11 protein-coding genes are annotated in these 15,858 nt (G+C 72.6%); 8 read left to right on the forward strand and 3 right to left on the reverse strand.

All coding sequences use genetic code 11. The features are described from left to right. The first annotated feature begins 149 nt into the window (after positions 1-149). Positions 150-3,437 (forward strand): AfsR/SARP family transcriptional regulator, encoded by a 3,288-nt coding sequence (locus ACMXN5_RS24930; protein WP_439677065.1) that lies wholly within the window; start codon positions 150-152, stop codon positions 3,435-3,437. Between the two features lie 13 nt (positions 3,438-3,450). Here the strand turns inward: ACMXN5_RS24930 and ACMXN5_RS24935 are convergent, their stop codons facing one another. Together ACMXN5_RS24935 and ACMXN5_RS24940 are read right to left on the reverse strand one after the other, a co-directional pair. Further along, positions 3,451-4,293, reverse strand: a complete 843-nt coding sequence (locus ACMXN5_RS24935; protein ID WP_439677066.1) for an ABC transporter permease — start codon at positions 4,291-4,293, stop codon at positions 3,451-3,453. Positions 4,294-4,390: 97 nt separating this feature from the next. Beyond that, entirely contained in the window at positions 4,391-5,380 is a 990-nt protein-coding gene (locus ACMXN5_RS24940) for an ATP-binding cassette domain-containing protein (protein WP_439677067.1), read from the reverse strand. 503 nt (positions 5,381-5,883) lie between these two features. On the opposite strand from ACMXN5_RS24940, the gene ACMXN5_RS24945 reads away from it, so the two are divergent. Genes ACMXN5_RS24945 through ACMXN5_RS24975 form a run of 7 tightly spaced genes read left to right on the forward strand, consistent with a single transcriptional unit; the run spans position 5,884 to position 15,100 of the window. Beyond that, positions 5,884-7,194, forward strand: coding sequence for a hypothetical protein (locus ACMXN5_RS24945; RefSeq protein WP_439677068.1), 1,311 nt, complete (start codon positions 5,884-5,886; stop codon positions 7,192-7,194). Next, positions 7,191-8,204: a glutamate ABC transporter substrate-binding protein gene (locus ACMXN5_RS24950; protein WP_439677069.1), complete on the forward strand. Its 1,014-nt coding sequence runs from the start codon at positions 7,191-7,193 to the stop codon at positions 8,202-8,204. The genes ACMXN5_RS24945 and ACMXN5_RS24950 overlap by 4 nt, the downstream gene beginning before the upstream one ends. Next, entirely contained in the window at positions 8,201-9,475 is a 1,275-nt protein-coding gene (locus ACMXN5_RS24955) for a hypothetical protein (RefSeq protein ID WP_439677070.1), read from the forward strand. The genes ACMXN5_RS24950 and ACMXN5_RS24955 overlap by 4 nt, the downstream gene beginning before the upstream one ends. Beyond that, on the forward strand, positions 9,472-11,766 hold the full coding sequence (locus tag ACMXN5_RS24960; RefSeq protein ID WP_439677071.1) for a tetratricopeptide repeat protein: 2,295 nt from the start codon (positions 9,472-9,474) through the stop codon (positions 11,764-11,766). Before ACMXN5_RS24955 ends, ACMXN5_RS24960 begins: the two co-directional genes overlap by 4 nt. Then, positions 11,763-13,019: a protein phosphatase 2C domain-containing protein gene (locus ACMXN5_RS24965; protein ID WP_439677072.1), complete on the forward strand. Its 1,257-nt coding sequence runs from the start codon at positions 11,763-11,765 to the stop codon at positions 13,017-13,019. The genes ACMXN5_RS24960 and ACMXN5_RS24965 overlap by 4 nt, the downstream gene beginning before the upstream one ends. A gap of 25 nt (positions 13,020-13,044) precedes the next feature. Further along, positions 13,045-14,343 (forward strand): VWA domain-containing protein, encoded by a 1,299-nt coding sequence (locus tag ACMXN5_RS24970; protein WP_395791304.1) that lies wholly within the window; start codon positions 13,045-13,047, stop codon positions 14,341-14,343. Between the two features lie 55 nt (positions 14,344-14,398). Next, positions 14,399-15,100, forward strand: a complete 702-nt coding sequence (locus tag ACMXN5_RS24975) for an FHA domain-containing protein (protein WP_439677073.1) — start codon at positions 14,399-14,401, stop codon at positions 15,098-15,100. 48 nt (positions 15,101-15,148) lie between these two features. Here ACMXN5_RS24975 and ACMXN5_RS24980 read toward each other — a convergent pair whose 3' ends face one another. Continuing rightward, on the reverse strand, positions 15,149-15,856 hold the full coding sequence (locus ACMXN5_RS24980) for an ABC transporter ATP-binding protein (RefSeq protein ID WP_395791308.1): 708 nt from the start codon (positions 15,854-15,856) through the stop codon (positions 15,149-15,151). Positions 15,857-15,858: the final 2 nt, after the last annotated feature.

The following is a 15,858-nucleotide window of genomic DNA, read 5'->3' on the forward strand; positions in this document are numbered from 1 at the left end:
CGAACGAGTGAATTCTCCAGATGATCGTCCCGGGTTCCCGTGCCCCGGGGCGCTCCCAATGCGCAACTCCCCGTCGCCGACCCCCACCGCGCTCCGCGCGCCGCCGGCCGACACCCCCGGGCGACCCGTCGGGGTGGAAGAGTGGTGGGGTGTACATCTCGGTGCTTGGCCCGCTCCAGGCGTGGGACGACGACGGTCGATCCGTGACGATCGGCGGCGCGCGCCTGCGCGCGCTGCTGATCCGCCTGTCCCTCGACCCCGGCAGACCGGTCTCCGCCGACCGGTTGATCACGGCCGTGTGGGGTGAGGACCCCCCTTCCGGCGCGGGAAACGCGTTGCAGTCGCTGATCTCCCGACTGCGCCGGCAACTGCCCGTCGGGCTCGACTCGGGGCCGGCCGGCTATCGGCTCGACATCCGCCCCGACGACCTGGACGCGCATGTGTTCGCCGAACTGGCGGTGCGCGGACGCCGGCAACTCGACGAGCGCGACCCGGCCGGCGCGGCCGAGACGCTCACGCGCGCGCTCGCGATGTGGCGGGGGTCGGCCCTGGTCGACGCCGCCGACGCGAGCTTCGCGCTGGGACCCGCGGCGCGGCTGGCCGAGCAGCGGTTGGGCGCGATCGAGGACCGGGTGCAGGCGCAGCTGATCCTGGGCCGCAGCCAGGGGTTGGCCGCCGAGTTGGAGCAGCTCACCCGCGAGCATCCGCTGCGCGAGCGGCTGTACGGCCTGTTGATCCGCACGCTGCACGAGGAGGGCCGCCGGGCGGACGCGCTGACGCTGTATCAGGACCTGCGCGAGCGGCTGGCGGACGAGCTGGGCATCGACCCCTCGCCCGACCTGGAGGCGGCGTACCTGGCCGTCCTGCGCGGTGGCGATTCGCGGCCCGCGCCGGTGTCCGCGCCCGCCGCCTCCGTGTCGCCCGCACCCGCGCCGCCGGTCGCCGCCCGCCCGGCCCCGGGCAATCTGCCCGCCCGGCTGACCACCTTCGTCGGCCGCGAGGACGAGGTGGACCGGGTCGACCGACTCCTCGGCCAATCGCGCCTGGTCACCGTCGTCGGCCCCGGCGGCGCGGGCAAGACCCGGCTGAGCACCGAGGCCGGCAGCCGGATCGCGACCCGCGGCGTGGGCGTGGACGGCGGCATCTGGTTCGTCGAACTCGCCCCCGTGCTCGACCCGTTGGACGTACCGCAGGCGGTCCTGGGGGCGCTGGGCCGCCGCGAGGTGGGCCTGCTCGACCCGCATCTGGCCGGTGCGCGCGACCTGGTCGACCGGATCGTCGACGCGTTCACCGGGCCGCCCAGCCTGCTGATCCTGGACAACTGCGAGCACCTGATCGCCGCCGCCGCGAGCTTCGCCGGCCGACTGCTCGCCCGCGCGCCGTCGCTGCGCATCCTCACCACCAGCCGCGAGCCGCTGGGCATCGACGGCGAGATGTTGTACCCGCTGGGCCCGCTGGCCCTGCCGCCGGTCGGCGTCGACGCCGCAGACGCGCTGGGCTACGCCTCGGTGCGACTGTTCGCCGACCGGGCCCGCGCGGTGCGGCCGGGCCTGGCCGTCGATGCCGACACGATCGGCGCGGTCGGCGAGATCTGCCGCCGGCTCGACGGCCAGCCGCTGGCCATCGAACTGGCCGCCGCCCGCACCCGCTCGCTCACCCCCGCGCAGATCGCGCACCGCCTCGACGACCGCTTCCGGCTGCTCACCGGCGGCAGCCGTACCGCGCTGCCCCGACACCAGACGCTGCGCGCGGTGGTCGAGTGGAGCTGGGACCTGCTGGAGGAGCGCGAACGCACCGCGCTGCGCCGGTTGTCGGTGTTCGCCGGCGGCACCACCCTGGAGGCCGCCGAGGCGGTGCTGCCCGGCGACGACTTCGACCCCGCCGACGTGCTCGACCTGCTCGCCGGACTGGTGGACAAGTCGCTGGTGGACGTCATGGGCAGCACCGAGACCCGCTACCGGCTCCTGGAGACCATCCAGGCGTACGCGAGCGAGAAACTGGCCGAGGCGGGCGAGACCGAGGCGACCTCCGAGCGGCACGCGCGCTGGTTCATCGACTACGTCGAGGCGGCCGGCGCCCGGCTGCGCGGCCCGGGACAGATCGAGGCGATCAACCGGATCACCGCCGAGCACGACAACCTCGCGCTCCTGCTGCGCTACGCCGTCGACCACGGCGACGCCTGGCTGGCGACCCGGTTGGTCGACGCGCTCTCCTGGTACTGGGCGATGCGCGGCACCCACGCCGAGGCGTACTCCTGGGGCCACGAGGCGCTCGCCCTGCCGGGCCCCGTGCCGCGGGCCCGCCGGGCCGCGGCGCTCGCCTTCCACGCGCTGCACTCGTTCTCCGCGGGAGAGCGGGGCAACGCGCTGCGCTCCTACGCCGAGGCCCGGCTGATCACCCGTCGGCTCGAACCCGACGAGGTACCCGAACTGCCGATCTTCATGGAGCTGTTGGCGGCCATCATCCGCACCGACGACGTGGGTCTGCGGGCCGCGCTGCAGGACGCGGACGAGATCGACGACCCGTGGGTCCAGGCCATGGCCCGGCTCATGCGCGGACACTTCGCGGTCAACCTGGGCAACCCCAAGGAGGCGGTGACCTTCCTGACCGACGCCCGGGATCGGTTCGCTGCGATCGGGGACCGCTGGGGACGGTCCTCGGCGATCTCGGGGCTGGCCGAACTGTTGATGTACACGGCCGACTACGACGCGGCGCTGGCCGCCGTGGACGAGGCGCTGGTCCTGCTGAGCGCGCTCCAGGCCGAGGACGAGATCCCGCAACTGATGGTGCGTCGCGGGATGATCCACGCGCGGGCCGGCGACATCGTCCTGGCCCGGCAGGTGATGGAGGACATCTCGCGCCGGCCCGGCGCACCCGGCGCCTCGCTCACCACCGGTCTGGGCACCACCCTGGGCCTGGCCGAACTCGCGCGCTTCGTCGGGGACTTCGACGAGGCGGCGGAGCGCTACGACCACGCCCTCGCGGCGCTGCCGCCGGTGCCGCGACTGCGGCAGTTGCCGCCGCAGTTCATCTGCAGCCTGTACGTCGGCCGGGCGCACGTGGCCTGTGCGCGAGGCGACGCGGCGGCGGCGCGCGGCGACCTGCTGACCGGGTTGCCGTTCGCGTTGGAGAGCCAGGACATGCCGATCCTGGCGGGCTGCGTCGAGGGATTCGCCGCGCTGGCGCTGCTCGGCGGCGATCCGGAGCAGGCCGCGATCCTGCTCGGCGGGGCACAGGTGGTGCGCGGCCATCCCGACCTGGGCGACGTCGACGCGGACCGGGTGGCCGGGCGGATCCTGGAGCGGATGAGCGCCGAGGAATACGACCGGGCCCGGGCCATCGGCACGGGGATGACCCGGGAAGAGGTGGTCTCCCTGGTGGCGGCCGACCTTCCCGTCGCGCCGCCACCGCTGTGGGTGTCGCGCGACGGGTGGTAGACCGAGGAGCGGGTCAGACCCGCCGGTTGTACTGACGCACCGTCAGCGGAATGAACACCAGCATCAGACCCAGCGCCCACAGCAGCGCCACGATCGCGTGGTGCGCCACCGGGCCCCCGGTCAACAGCCCGCGCGAGGCGTTGGTGATCGCGGTGACCGGGTTGACCTTCACCCACGCCTGCAACCAGCCCGGCATGGTCGAGGTCTTGGCGAACAGGTTCGAGCCGAAGGTCAGCGGAAACATCATCAGGAACGAGATGCCCTGCACGGTGCGCGGCTGCTTCATGCTCACCCCGAGCAGCGCCACGACCCAGCAGAACGCGAACGCGAAGACCAGGACCAGACCGACCGCGGCGGCCACCGCGAGCACATTGGTCTGGAACCGGAAACCGATGATGGTGCCGAACACGAACACCGACGTGATGGCGACGAGGAAGCGCAACACGTCGCCGAGCACGGTGCCCGCGAGCGGCGCGATACGCGATATCGGCAGGCTGCGGAACCGGTCGAACACGCCCGTGGACATGTCGGTGCACAACCCGACGCCGGTGCCCACCGACGCGAACACCACGGTCTGCACCATGATGCCGGGCAGTACGAACTGCAGGTAGTCGTGCGTGCTGCCCTCGATCGCGCCGCCGAACAGGTACACGAACATCACGGTGAACAGGATCGGCTGCAGCGTCAGGTCGATCAGCTGCTCGCTCTGCTTCTTCAACTTCACCAGGCTGCGCCAGGTGAGGGTGAGCGTGTGCCGCACCACGGCGCTCGGGTCGTTGCGATGTGCCCCGGGCGTGCCGTGGGCGGGAGGCGGGGCGGCGCTCTTGTCGGCCGGGCGGACGGTGGTCGTGGTCATCGGGAGGCTCCAGGGATGAGGGCCAGGTGGGAGACGATCGTGAGGAGCAGGGCGAGCATCGGCATCACGCGTGTGCCGTAACGGTCCGGGAGTCGGTTCACGCGGCCTTCCTCTTTGGGTCCGCGCCGTCGTCCCGCTCGGCCGAGTCCTGGCTGCGGTGCCCGGTGATGGTCAGGAACACCTCGTCCAGGCTGGGCAGTTGCAGGGTGAACTCGTTGACCCGGATGCCCGCCTCGTCGAGCCGACGCACCACCACCGGCAGCACGTCCTCGTCGCTCACCGCGACGGTGGCCTGACCGCGCTCGTGCTCCACGAACGGCTCCCGGCCGGCGAGTTCGCGCAACAGCTCGACCACGTCGGGCAGTCGACTCGGGTCGACCGGGCGCACCTCCAGGCTCCGGCCGCCGATCTGCGCCTTGAGCTCGTCGGAGGTGCCGTTCGCGATCACCCGGCCGTGGTCGATCACCACGATGTCGTTCGCCAGGTGATCGGCCTCGTCCAGATACTGCGTGGTCAGCAACACGGTCACGCCCTCGTCGCGGACCAGGTCGCGAATCATCTGCCACACGTCGCCGCGGCTGCGCGGGTCCAGGCCGGTGGTCGGCTCGTCCAGGTAGAGGAAGGCCGGGCGCCCGACCAGCGAGGCGGCCAGGTCGAGGCGGCGCCGCATACCGCCCGAATACGTGTCGGGGCTGCGCCCGCCCGCCTCGGTCAGGTCGAACCGGGCGAGCAGTTCGCGGGCCCGCGCCTTGGCCTCGGCACGGGACAGGTCGAGCAGTCGGCCGAGCAGCAGCAGGTTCTCGAACCCGGTCATCTCCTCGTCCACCGACGCGTACTGCCCGGTCAGCCCGATCAGCCGGCGTACCTCGTGCGCCTGGCGCACCGTGTCGAATCCGCCGACCCGGGCGATGCCGGAGTCCGGTTTGATCAACGTGGCCAGCGCCCGCACCATCGTGGTCTTGCCCGCGCCGTTGGGGCCGAGCAGGCCCAGCACGGTGCCCGCCTCGGACCGCAGATCGATCCCGGCCAGCGCGGTGGTTTCGCCGTACCGCTTGACCAAGCCCTCGGTCTCGATCGCGTATGTCATGGGTTGCTCCCCGTAGGTGTCCGTTGCTTGCGTCCGGCGGGCGCTCGTCGACGGATCGACGGGGCTCGCCGCGTATGGAACCCAGCGTCGCCCGGGGCGCCGGCATCGCGCGCACACGCCGCCGGCACCGCCGGCAGCGGGCTGATCCGCCGCCCGGCCGCCCGGCCGATCGGAACCGGTCTCGCGCTCACGTGGCCCGCCGGCAGCGGTAGTGTCCTGGCCCTGAGGGGTCTTGTGGGGAGAACGAGGGAAGACCATCGGGAGCCGTGACACGCTCGCGATAACTTCTGGGTGACGGCGTTCACCGGGTACCTCGGCGGTCGATGATCGGCGTTCGACGAAGACGGCAGGGTGTGTCGGGTCGACCGGCAGGGGGCACACGCGACAGTGGGGGAGGCAAGGCGTTGGCGGCAGCCGTTCCGATTTCGCAAGCACCGGGTCCGGGGACGCCCGCACGGGCGGCGGGCCGTTCCCCCCGTGCGTTCCGACCCCGCCGGATATCCGTGGGCCGGCTGATTCGGGTCGGCAACACCACCCCGGGGCTGATGCTCGTCACGGGCGTGGCGCTGGTCCTGATCAGCCTGCTCGCCGGACTGTTCGCGGTCCTCGAGGTGGGCCGGCGCGCCGACGCGGCCAAGGCGGTGGCCACCGGCAGCGAACCGCTCGGGGTCAAGACCCAGGACATCTACCGGGCCCTCGCCGACGCCGACGCGACCGCGGCGGCCGGACTGCTCGAAGGCGGCGTCGAATCGGCGGACGTGCGCGAGCGCTACCAGCAGGCGATCGAGACCGCGTCGCGCAAGCTGATCGAGGCCACCGCCGCGGGCGCCTCCGGCGAGGTGGCCGACAAACTCGCGGTCATCGGCGTGCAGTTGCCCGAATACGCGCGCCTGGTCGAGCGGGCCCGGGCGGAGACCCGGCAGGGCAACACCGTCGGCGCCGCCTACCTGCGCTCGGCCTCCAAGAACGTGATGCGGGCCAAGATCCTGCCCGCCGCCACCGCCCTGCACGACATCGCCGAAAAGCGCCTCGCGGGCGACCACCACGACGCGACCTCGACCCCGTGGACACCGCTGTCTCTGCTTCTGGTCTCCCTCGCGGCCTGCGCCGGCGCGCTGTGGTTCTTCGCCCGGCGCACCCACCGCCGGATCAACATCGGCCTGCTGATCGCGGGCCTGGCCACCCTGGTGTCGATCGGCTGGTTGTGGGCGGCGTCCGGCGACTCGCGCGACCACCTCGACCGCAGCCGCAGCGACGGCTGGGGACCGGTCGAGACGCTGGCCCAGGCCCGCTTCCTGACCCTGCAAGCACACGGCGACGAGAGCCTGACCCTGGTCATGCGCGGCAGCGACAACGGCCAGTACGAGGCCGACTTCAACGAGGTGTGGGGCAGGCTCGTCGGCGTCGACGCGCGCGACGGTCGACCCGCGGTGACCGGAATGCTGGCCACCGCCGAGCGGGTCGCCCGCTCCGACGCCACCACGCTCGCCAAGGTCAAGGCCGCGCGGGCCGCCGCCGCCGACTGGAAGAAGGCCCACGACGACGTCATCACGCTCTACGGCAACGGCCAGTTCGAACAGGCCGTCGCCAAGGTGACCAAGGCCGACGGCGCGTCGCGCACGGCCTTCACCCGGATCGACGAGGCGCTGGCCGCCGCGGTCACCGAGGACCAGGGCGACTTCGCCCGCTCGGTCCGCCAGGGCCGCGACGCGCTCGGCGGCCTCGGCGTCGGCATGGGCGTCCTGGCCCTGATCGCCGCCGCCGCGACCGTGGACGGCGTCCGTCGCGAGGTCGGGAGGTACAACCGGCCATGAGCACCCGCATCGCCCTGCCCGCACTGGTGTGCGCCCTCGCGCTGACCGTCGCCGGGTGCGGCGCCGGGTCGGCCGAGCGCGACCACGCCCGCCCGGCCGCGCCCCCCGCCGGTGCGCCGCGCGCACCCGCCGAGGCCCCACCGGGGCCGGACACCTCCTGCCCGAACGTGCTGGCCAGCCTGCGCCCGGCCGGCTCGCTGCCCGCCCCCACCGCGCTGCCCGCCGGCAGCACCATGGACACCCTGCGCAAACGCGGCTTCCTGATCGCCGGCATCGACCAGAGCAGCTTCCCGTTCGGCTTCGTCGACCCCAGGAGCAACACGCTGCGGGGCTTCGACATCGACCTGCTCCGCGAGGTGGCCAAGGCGATCTTCGGCGACGCCGGTCCCAACCGCATCCAGTTCCGGGTGGTGCGCAACGAGGACCGCACGGTGGCGATCGCGCGCGGTGACGTGGACATCGTCGCGGAGACCATGACGATCAACTGCGAGCGTCGGCAGAGCGTCGAGTTCTCCTCCGTCTACTTCCGCGCCGGCCAGCGACTGCTGGTGCAACGCGACGGCACCGCCGACCGCGCCGACTACTCGGGCGGACTGGCCGCCCTGCCGCGCGGCATGCGGGTGTGCTCGGTGCCCGGCTCCACCTCGATCGGCATGCTGCGCCGACAGGCCCCGCAGGTGAACGTGATCGAGGGCGACACCTGGGCGGGCTGCCTGGTCCTGCTCCAGCAGGGCCGGGCCGACGCGGTCACCACCGACGACACGATCCTGGCCGGACTCCAGGCACAGGACCACGTCTTCACCGTCGTGGTCGGCGACAAGCTCACCTTCGAGCCGTACGGCATGGCGATCGCCAAGAACCGCGGCGACTTCGTCCGGTTCGTCAACGCGGTGCTCGAACAACTGCGCCGCAACGGACGATGGGGCGAGCTGTACCGGGAGTATCTGGGCACCTCGCTCGGGGCCGACACGCCCGCGCCGCCCGAGGCCGAATACCGGGACGCCCCGTGAACCGAGCCCCTCGCGTGCTCGGTCGCGACGAGATCGACGAGTTGATCGTGCGTCACGAAGGCGAGTACGACGGCATTACCGCCGGCCTGATGGAGCTGGAGAGCCACCCGGGCCGGCAACTGCTCGAAGGCGGCACGCTGACCGGCCGCACCGCCGAGCGCTGGGAGGTCGGCCGCCGGGCGATCGCCCTGCTGTGGGGACACCGCGAGGCGTACGGCGCGGTCCTGGACCGGGCCCGGACGTTGCGCGGACGGCGCGGCAGGCCGCAACGGCCCGAGCTGGAGGAGCTGTCCTTCCTGCTGCTCGGACAATCCGCCGAACTCGCCGCGCGTGACGTGCCGATCGGGCAGCGCGGCCTGCTCGACCCGGCCATGCACGTACACCGGATGAGCCTGGGCGAACTGGTCGCCGACATGGCGCCGGCCTGGAGCGAGGCCACCGCGGTCGTGGAGGCCGCGGACGCGGTCTGGACCCGCCTGGTGCCCACCCTGGACCGGGTCGACGCGGGCATCGCCGCCGCCGAGGCCGGGATCGCCGAACTCGGCGGCCCCGACACGATGCCGGAGCAGACCGCCGCCCTGGACGGGGTCCGCCGCCGCCTGGAGACGGCCCGTAGCCTGGTGGCGAGCGACCCGCTGGCGCTCACCGCCGGCGACGACCGGCGCATCGGCGGCGTGGACGTCGACGCCCTGGACGCGGAACTGCGCCGGATCGCCGACGAGGTGCGGCACCTGACCATCGTCCGGGCTCGCTTCGAGGAGCGGGTCCGGCGACTCGGGGGCGTGCTGGAGGAGTTGGACTACCAGGAGGGCGACACGATCCGGCGGCGGGCGCATGTGCTGACCCGGATCAGCGACAAGCGGGTACCGGAGGTACCGCTGCGCGCCGCCACCCTGCGGGAACGATTGACCGGCGTCTTCGGGCTCGGCACACAGGGCGACTGGGTGCGCGTCTCGCGCGAGTTGAGCGCCCTGGAGAACGACGCGCAGGGTGCCCGGGACCGACTGGCCGCCACCCGCGGGCACATCGACGCGCCACTGGCCCGGCGGGACGAACTGCGCGGTCTCGTGCAGTCCTACCGGGCGATGGCCGCGCGCGGCGGACACGGCGAGGAGGCCGTGCTCGAGTCGCTGTACGACCACGCCAAGGAGCTGTTGTGGCGAGCACCGTGTGAACTCGACGTGGCGGTACGGGTGGTGACCCGCTATCAGGAGGCGGTCATCGCCGCGCAACGCAAGGATCGTCCGGACGACAAGGGGGACCAGAGATGATCAAGTGCAATCGCCCGCCTTGCCCGGGCGAGATCGACGACGGCTTCTGCGACACCTGCGGCAACGAGCCGCTGCCGACCGGCGCGCCGGTACCCGACCCGAGGACGGGGCGGTCCGGGGTCTCCGGGGCGGCGGGCACCTCCGGTACGTCCGGCACGGCCGGCACCGCCGGTTCGTCCTCCTCGCGCAGCGCCTCCGGGCGCAGTTCGCGACGCGGCAGCACCGGGACCAGTCGACGCCTTGGCGGCGGTCTGGTCGAGATGCCGAACGTGCCGCGCCGCAACCCCGAGAGCGCGCTGGCCCGCAATCCGGTCATCCCGGAGGAGAAGCGCTTCTGCCGTAAGTGCGAACAGCCCGTCGGGCGCGGGCGCGGCGGCCGACCCGGGGTGGCCAACGGCTTCTGCCCGCGCGACCGCACGCCGTTCTCCTTCGCGCCCAAGCTCCAGCGCGACGACATGGTCGGCCAGTACCGGATCATCGGCTGCCTCGCCCGCGGCGGCTTCGGCTGGGTCTACCTCGCCCAGGACACCGCCGCGCACAACATGTGGGTCGTGCTCAAGGGCCTGCTCGGCAGCGACGACCCCGACTCGCGTGCCGCGGCCCTGGCCGAACAGCGCATCCTCACCCAGATCCAGCACGCCAACATCGTGCACATCCAGACCGTCGTGCAGCACCCCGACCCGCTCACCGGCCAGGACGAGACCTACCTGGTGATGGAGTACGTCGGCGGCCTGTCGCTGATGGACCGGCTGAAGCAGATGCGCGAGGTCGACCCGAAGGCCGTGCTGCCGGTCGAGCAGGTCCTCGCCTACGCGATCGACATCCTGCCCGCGTTCGGCTACCTGCACCAACAGAACCTGGTCTACTGCGACTTCAAGCCGGACAACGTGATCCAGACCGAGGACCAGCTCAAGCTGATCGACCTCGGCGCGGTCACCGACCTGGCCCGGCCGGGCAAGTTCACCTACGGCACGGTCGGCTACCAGGCACCCGAGATCGAGACCGTGCGGGCCGAACCGTCGGTGGAGTCCGACCTGTTCACCATCGGTCGCACGATGGCGGTGCTCAGCTTCTACTTCGCCGGTTACACCCGCAAGTACAAGGCCTCCCTGCCGCCCGCCGCCGAGGTGCCGCTGTTCACCGAATTCGAGTCCTACCACCGCCTGTTGCTGCGGGCCACACACCCCGACCCGGAGCAGCGCTTCGCCTCCGCGGCGGACATGGCCGAGCAGTGCGTCGCGGTGCTGCGCGAGGTGGTCGCGATCCGCTCCGGCGAGCCGCGCCCGGGCGTGTCCGGCCTGTTCGGGCCGGAGACGCGGGTGGTGCACGCCGAGGTGGCCGCGCGCAACACCGAACCGGGCCTGCTCGCGCCCGCGCCCGATCCCGCGGTCATCGCGGGCGCGTTGCCGGTGCCGCGGGTCGACCCTCTCGACCCGGCCGCCAACCTGCTGGCCACGGTCGCCACCACCGACCCCGACGAACTGCTCTCCGCGCTCACCGCCGCGGGCATCTCCTCGGCCGAGGGCACGCTGCGCCTGGTCCGGATGTGCATCGAACAGGGCGACGTGGTGCGGGCCCGGGCGTTTTTGGCCGACATCGACGCCGACGACTGGCGACTGCCCTGGTTCGAGGGGCTGGCCGCGCTGTCCCAGCACGATCTCCCGCGCGCCCACGAGTTCTTCGACGGCGTGCGGGGCGCGCTGCCCGGCGAGCCCGCACCGCGGATCGCGCTGGGCGCCTGCCGCGAGCTGATGGACCGTCACCAGGAGGCCGCCGCCGAGTATCGCGGCGTCTGGTCGACCGACCACGCGTACGTCTCGGCCGCCTTCGGCCTGGCCCGCTGCCTGCTCGCGACCGGCGACCGGGCGGGCGCGGTCCGCATCCTGGAGAGCGTGCCGGACACCTCGGCCAACCATGTCGCCGCGCAGACCGCGGCGTTGCGCACCCGGATCAGCGGTCGGGCCGCGGCCGAGCCGCTGGGGCCGGACCTGACCACCGCGTCCGATCGGCTCGGGGCGCTGCGGCTGGAGGGCGAGGCGCACGACCGGCTCGCCGTGGAGTTGTTGGAGACGGCCCTGGAGTGGGTGAAGGCGGGTGCGAACGGGGGAAATTCGGGCGTCGGGGGCGCGGATGGAACCGCGAGGGTGCTCGGCAGCGAGTTGAAGGAAAAGCCTCTGCGGTTCGCCCTGGAAAAGTGTTACCGCGATCTGGCCCGGCATGTGACGACGCATGCGGAGCGCATCGCGCTCGTCGACCGGGCGAACGAAGTGCGACCGTGGACGTGGGTGTGATCAGAGTGGCTGGATATGGACGACTGGACGCGACCGGGCTCGGGGGCGCCCCGAACGGGGGCGAGGCCGCCCCGCCGCCCGAGCCGCCCGCGACGGCCGTCCCCGACGGGTGTCCGTCCTGCGGTCTGCCCGGCGACGCCGACGACCGCTACTGCGAGTCGTGCGGCTACGACCTGGACATCCCCCCGACCCCGGTGGCCGAACGTCCGCCGCCGCGGCGGGTACCCACGCCCAGCGGACACGGACCGGTTTGCTCCGCCTGTGGCACCGCCACCATCGGCTCGGACGGCTGGTGCGAGGCGTGCGGGCGGCCGTTCAACCCGCGCGACCACGTGGAGAGCGACCTGAGCGGCCTGGTCGCGATGGTGAGCAACCGGGGCCTGCGCCACCGGCGCAACGAGGACTCCGCGGCGCTGCGGGCGTTCGAGATGCCGGACGGCAGCAAGCGGGTGGTGGCGGTGGTCTGCGACGGGGTGTCCTCCTCGCCGCGGCCCGACGAGGCGTCGGCGACCGCCGCCACGACCGCGTGCGCGACGATGGCGGCCACCCTGATCGAAGGATGCGCGCCGGCCAAGGCCACCAGCGCCGGGGTGGCCGCCGCCGCGAGCGCGGTGGCCCGGATGCCCGGCACCGAGGACCAGGGCAACGCGCCCGCGTGCACCCTGGTCTCGGCGATCATGGCACCCGGTGAGATCACCGTGGGCTGGGTGGGTGACAGCCGCGCCTACTGGCTGGCCGACCCGGGCAGCGGGGCCGACGACCCGGCGGACGGCGACGACACGCTGCCCGGCGCGAGCACGCTGCCCCGCGGGGCGGTCGGCGAGTCGGACGGGGCCGACGACGAGCAGGGCCGGCGTACCCCCTCCGCGCTGCTGACCGAGGACGACTCGTGGGCGACCCGGATGATCGCGCTCGGCGCGATGACCGAGGCCGAGGCGTACGCGGATCGGCGCGCGCACGCGATCGTGTCCTGGCTCGGCGCCGACGCCGGCGAGGTGCGGCCCCGAGTGACCAGCGTGCGCCCTTCCGGGCCCGGTGTGCTGCTGCTGTGCAGCGACGGGTTGTGGAACTACCTCTCGGTGGCGCCGACGCTGGCCGCGATGGTTCTCCCGGACGCGCTGGAACAGCCGTTGGCCGCGGCCCGGTTGCTCACCGGGTTCGCCCTGGACCAGGGCGGCGCGGACAACATCACCGTCGCCCTCATCCCGTACCTCCCGCCCGGGGACGCCGCGCGCGGCCCCCTCCACGACTGACCCGAGACGCGAAGGAGTCGGATTCATGTCAGGCGCCCCCGAATTCACCATCGAGATCAACCAGAACGCCTACCTGCCGATGGGTGGACACGAGGTCCACGCCGTGGCGCACATCAAGGCTTCCGGACTGCCGACGGGTTTGGCCTCGGCCAGGCGCGGCGCCGAGGTGATCATGGTGGACACCTCGGGCTCGATGGACTTCCCCTCCAGCAAGCTCAAGGCGGCCAAGCAGGCCACCAAGGCGGCGATCGACACGCTGCGCGACGGCACGCTGTTCGCGGTGGTCTCCGGGACCGGCATGGCGTCGATGGTCTATCCCTTCGACGAGGTGCTGGTACCGGCCGACGACCGCAGCCGCAAGGAGGCCAAGCGCGAGGTGGACAAGCTCCGCGCGCGCGGCGGCACCGCCATGGGCCAGTGGTTGCTGATGGCCCGTCGGCTGCTCGAACCGCACCGCGACGCGATCCGGCACGCGATCCTGCTCACCGACGGCAAGAACGAGAGCGAGCGCGAGCAGGACCTGGCCGAGGCGATCGCCTACTGTGAGGGCGTGTTCGTCTGCGACTGCCGCGGCATCGGCCTGGACTGGCGGGTGGACGAGGTGCGCAAGATCTCCAACGCGCTGCTCGGCGACATCGGCCTGGTGAGCGAACCGGCCGACCTGGTCGCGGACTTCACCAGGATGATGGAGAACGCGATGGGCAAGGCCGTGGCCGACGTGGCCCTGCGCGTGCGGACGATCAACAACGCGCGGGTGAAGTACGTCAAGCAGACCTACCCGGTGATCGACGACCTGACCGACCGGCGTACCGACGTCGGACCGAACGCCGGTGACTACCCGACCGGTTCGTGGGGCGGCGAGAGCAAGCACTACCACATCTGCCTCGAGGTCGAGCCGGACGAGGTCAACCCGGGCGGCAAGCGCCGGCCGTGTCAGGTCTCGGTGGTCCTGCCGGACGGCTCGGGCGGCCTGGAACTGGCCAAGGCCGGCGTCTTCGCGCAGTGGACCGACGACGAGGAACTGTCCACCCGGATCAACTCCGAGGTCGCCAAGGTCACCGGCCGGGAGAAGCTGGCCAAGGCCGTCCAGGAAGGCTTGGAGGCGCGCGGGAAGGGGGACGAGACCACCGCGACCGCACGCCTGGTCCAGGCTCTCGAACTGGCCGACGAGGCGGGCGACGAGCACACCGCGAAGCTGCTCCGCCGGGTCGTCGAGGTCGAGGCCGACGGCACCAGCCGGCTGCGCAACGACGAGGAGGGCATGATGATCATCGACGTCGAGTCGCACAAGACCGCCCGCGTCGGACCGCCCACCAGGGACTGAGTGTCGCCGCTCGGCAATGTCGGGTCGGGTAGGGGAACAGGAAGGAGGTCCGCTCATGCACATCTGTCCGGTCGGCCATCAGTCCACCGCCGCGGACTACTGCGACGAGTGCGGGCGCACCATGACCGTCGCGGAGGATCCGCAGCGGCCCGGCGGCGGTGACTGGCGCGCCGAACAGCCGCCCCCGGGCACGCTGATCTGTCGGATCTGTGCCACCGAGTACACGCCCGACGACCAGTTCTGTGAGGGCTGCGGGCACGAGAACCCCTCGACGGCGATCGTCGACAGGCCCATCGTGAACGAGACGCCCACGGAGCCGGACGACGAGCCGGGCGGGCGGTCGCCGACAGCCACCCGCACCCTGTGGACCGTGCGCGTCGTGCCCGATCACGACTACTTCCTGCGGGTGCTCGAATGGGACGGGCCGGACGCGCACAACATGCACTTCCCGCACGAACAGGAGCCGTGGACGCTGGAGTTGACCGGCGAGTCGATGCGGATCGGCCGGCGCAACACCGGCACCAGCTCCGCTCCGCCCGAGATCCCGATCGCCGACCCGGGCGTCTCGCGTCGGCATGCGATGTTGCTGCGCTGCGGGGACGGGACGTGGGAGGTGATGGATCTCGGGTCGGCCAACGGGACCACCATCAACTCCGGTTACGACCGGGTCCGCCGCGACCCGGTACACCTGAAGGACGGCGACCGGGTGCACGTGGGTGCCTGGACCACGCTGGAGATCCGACGCGTGGACCTGTGAGACAGGGCTGGGCGCCGGTCGGGGTGATCCCGACCGGCGCGATGTGGTTCAGCCCACGTGGGCCACACCCGGGGCCAGCGCGGCGAGGATCGGCTCCGGGTCGGCCGCCGCCTCGGCGGCGGTCATCCGGGCGGTGACCCGGCCCGTGGACAGCACGGTCAGCCGGTCCGCGATGCCCTGGACGAAGCCCAGTTGCGGCGCCGCGATCAGGATCGTCAGGCCCTCGCCGGCGAGGGTGGTGATCAGTTGCCGGATCTGCTCGGCGATCACGGGGGACAGGCCCTCCGTCGGCTCGTCGAGCAGGATCAGCCGCGGACCACCGAGCAGTGCCCGGGCGATGGCCAGCATCTGCTGTTCCCCGCCGGAGAGTTGCGAGCCGCGGTTGCCCGCCCGCTCGCCCAGTCGCGGCAGCAGTTCCAACACCCGCGCGGGCGTCCACGCGGCGTGCTTGCGGTGGGCGAGGCGCAGATGCTCGGCCACGGTCAGGCTCGCGAACACCCGCCGGCCCTGCGGCACCAGGCCGATGCCCGCGTGCGAGACCCGGTGTGCCGGGCGCCCGGTGAGGTCGACGCCGGCCAGTTCGACCTTTCCGCCGGAGGGTTTGAGCAGGCCCGCGACGGTATGGATCAGGGTGGACTTGCCCGCCCCGTTGGCGCCCAGGAGCGCGTGCACGGTGCCCTCGGGCACGCTCAGGTCGACCCCGTGCAGCACCGAGCCGCCCTGGTAACCCGCCGTCAGTTCGCCGATCTCCAGCACGA

Origin of the sequence: Embleya australiensis, from assembly GCF_051903075.1 — a bacterium.
GTDB lineage: Bacteria > Actinomycetota > Actinomycetes > Streptomycetales > Streptomycetaceae > Embleya.

Excerpts from the sequence above, each read along its gene's own strand:
- ACMXN5_RS24935 (WP_439677066.1), bottom strand. The coding sequence starts at position 4,293 with ATGACCACGACCACCGTCCGCCCGGCCGACAAGAGCGCCGCCCCGCCT.
- ACMXN5_RS24940 (WP_439677067.1), bottom strand. The coding sequence starts at position 5,380 with ATGACATACGCGATCGAGACCGAGGGCTTGGTCAAGCGGTACGGCGAA.
- ACMXN5_RS24950 (WP_439677069.1), top strand. The coding sequence starts at position 7,191 with ATGAGCACCCGCATCGCCCTGCCCGCACTGGTGTGCGCCCTCGCGCTG.
- ACMXN5_RS24960 (WP_439677071.1), top strand. The coding sequence starts at position 9,472 with ATGATCAAGTGCAATCGCCCGCCTTGCCCGGGCGAGATCGACGACGGC.
- ACMXN5_RS24970 (WP_395791304.1), top strand. The coding sequence starts at position 13,045 with ATGTCAGGCGCCCCCGAATTCACCATCGAGATCAACCAGAACGCCTAC.
- ACMXN5_RS24975 (WP_439677073.1), top strand. The coding sequence starts at position 14,399 with ATGCACATCTGTCCGGTCGGCCATCAGTCCACCGCCGCGGACTACTGC.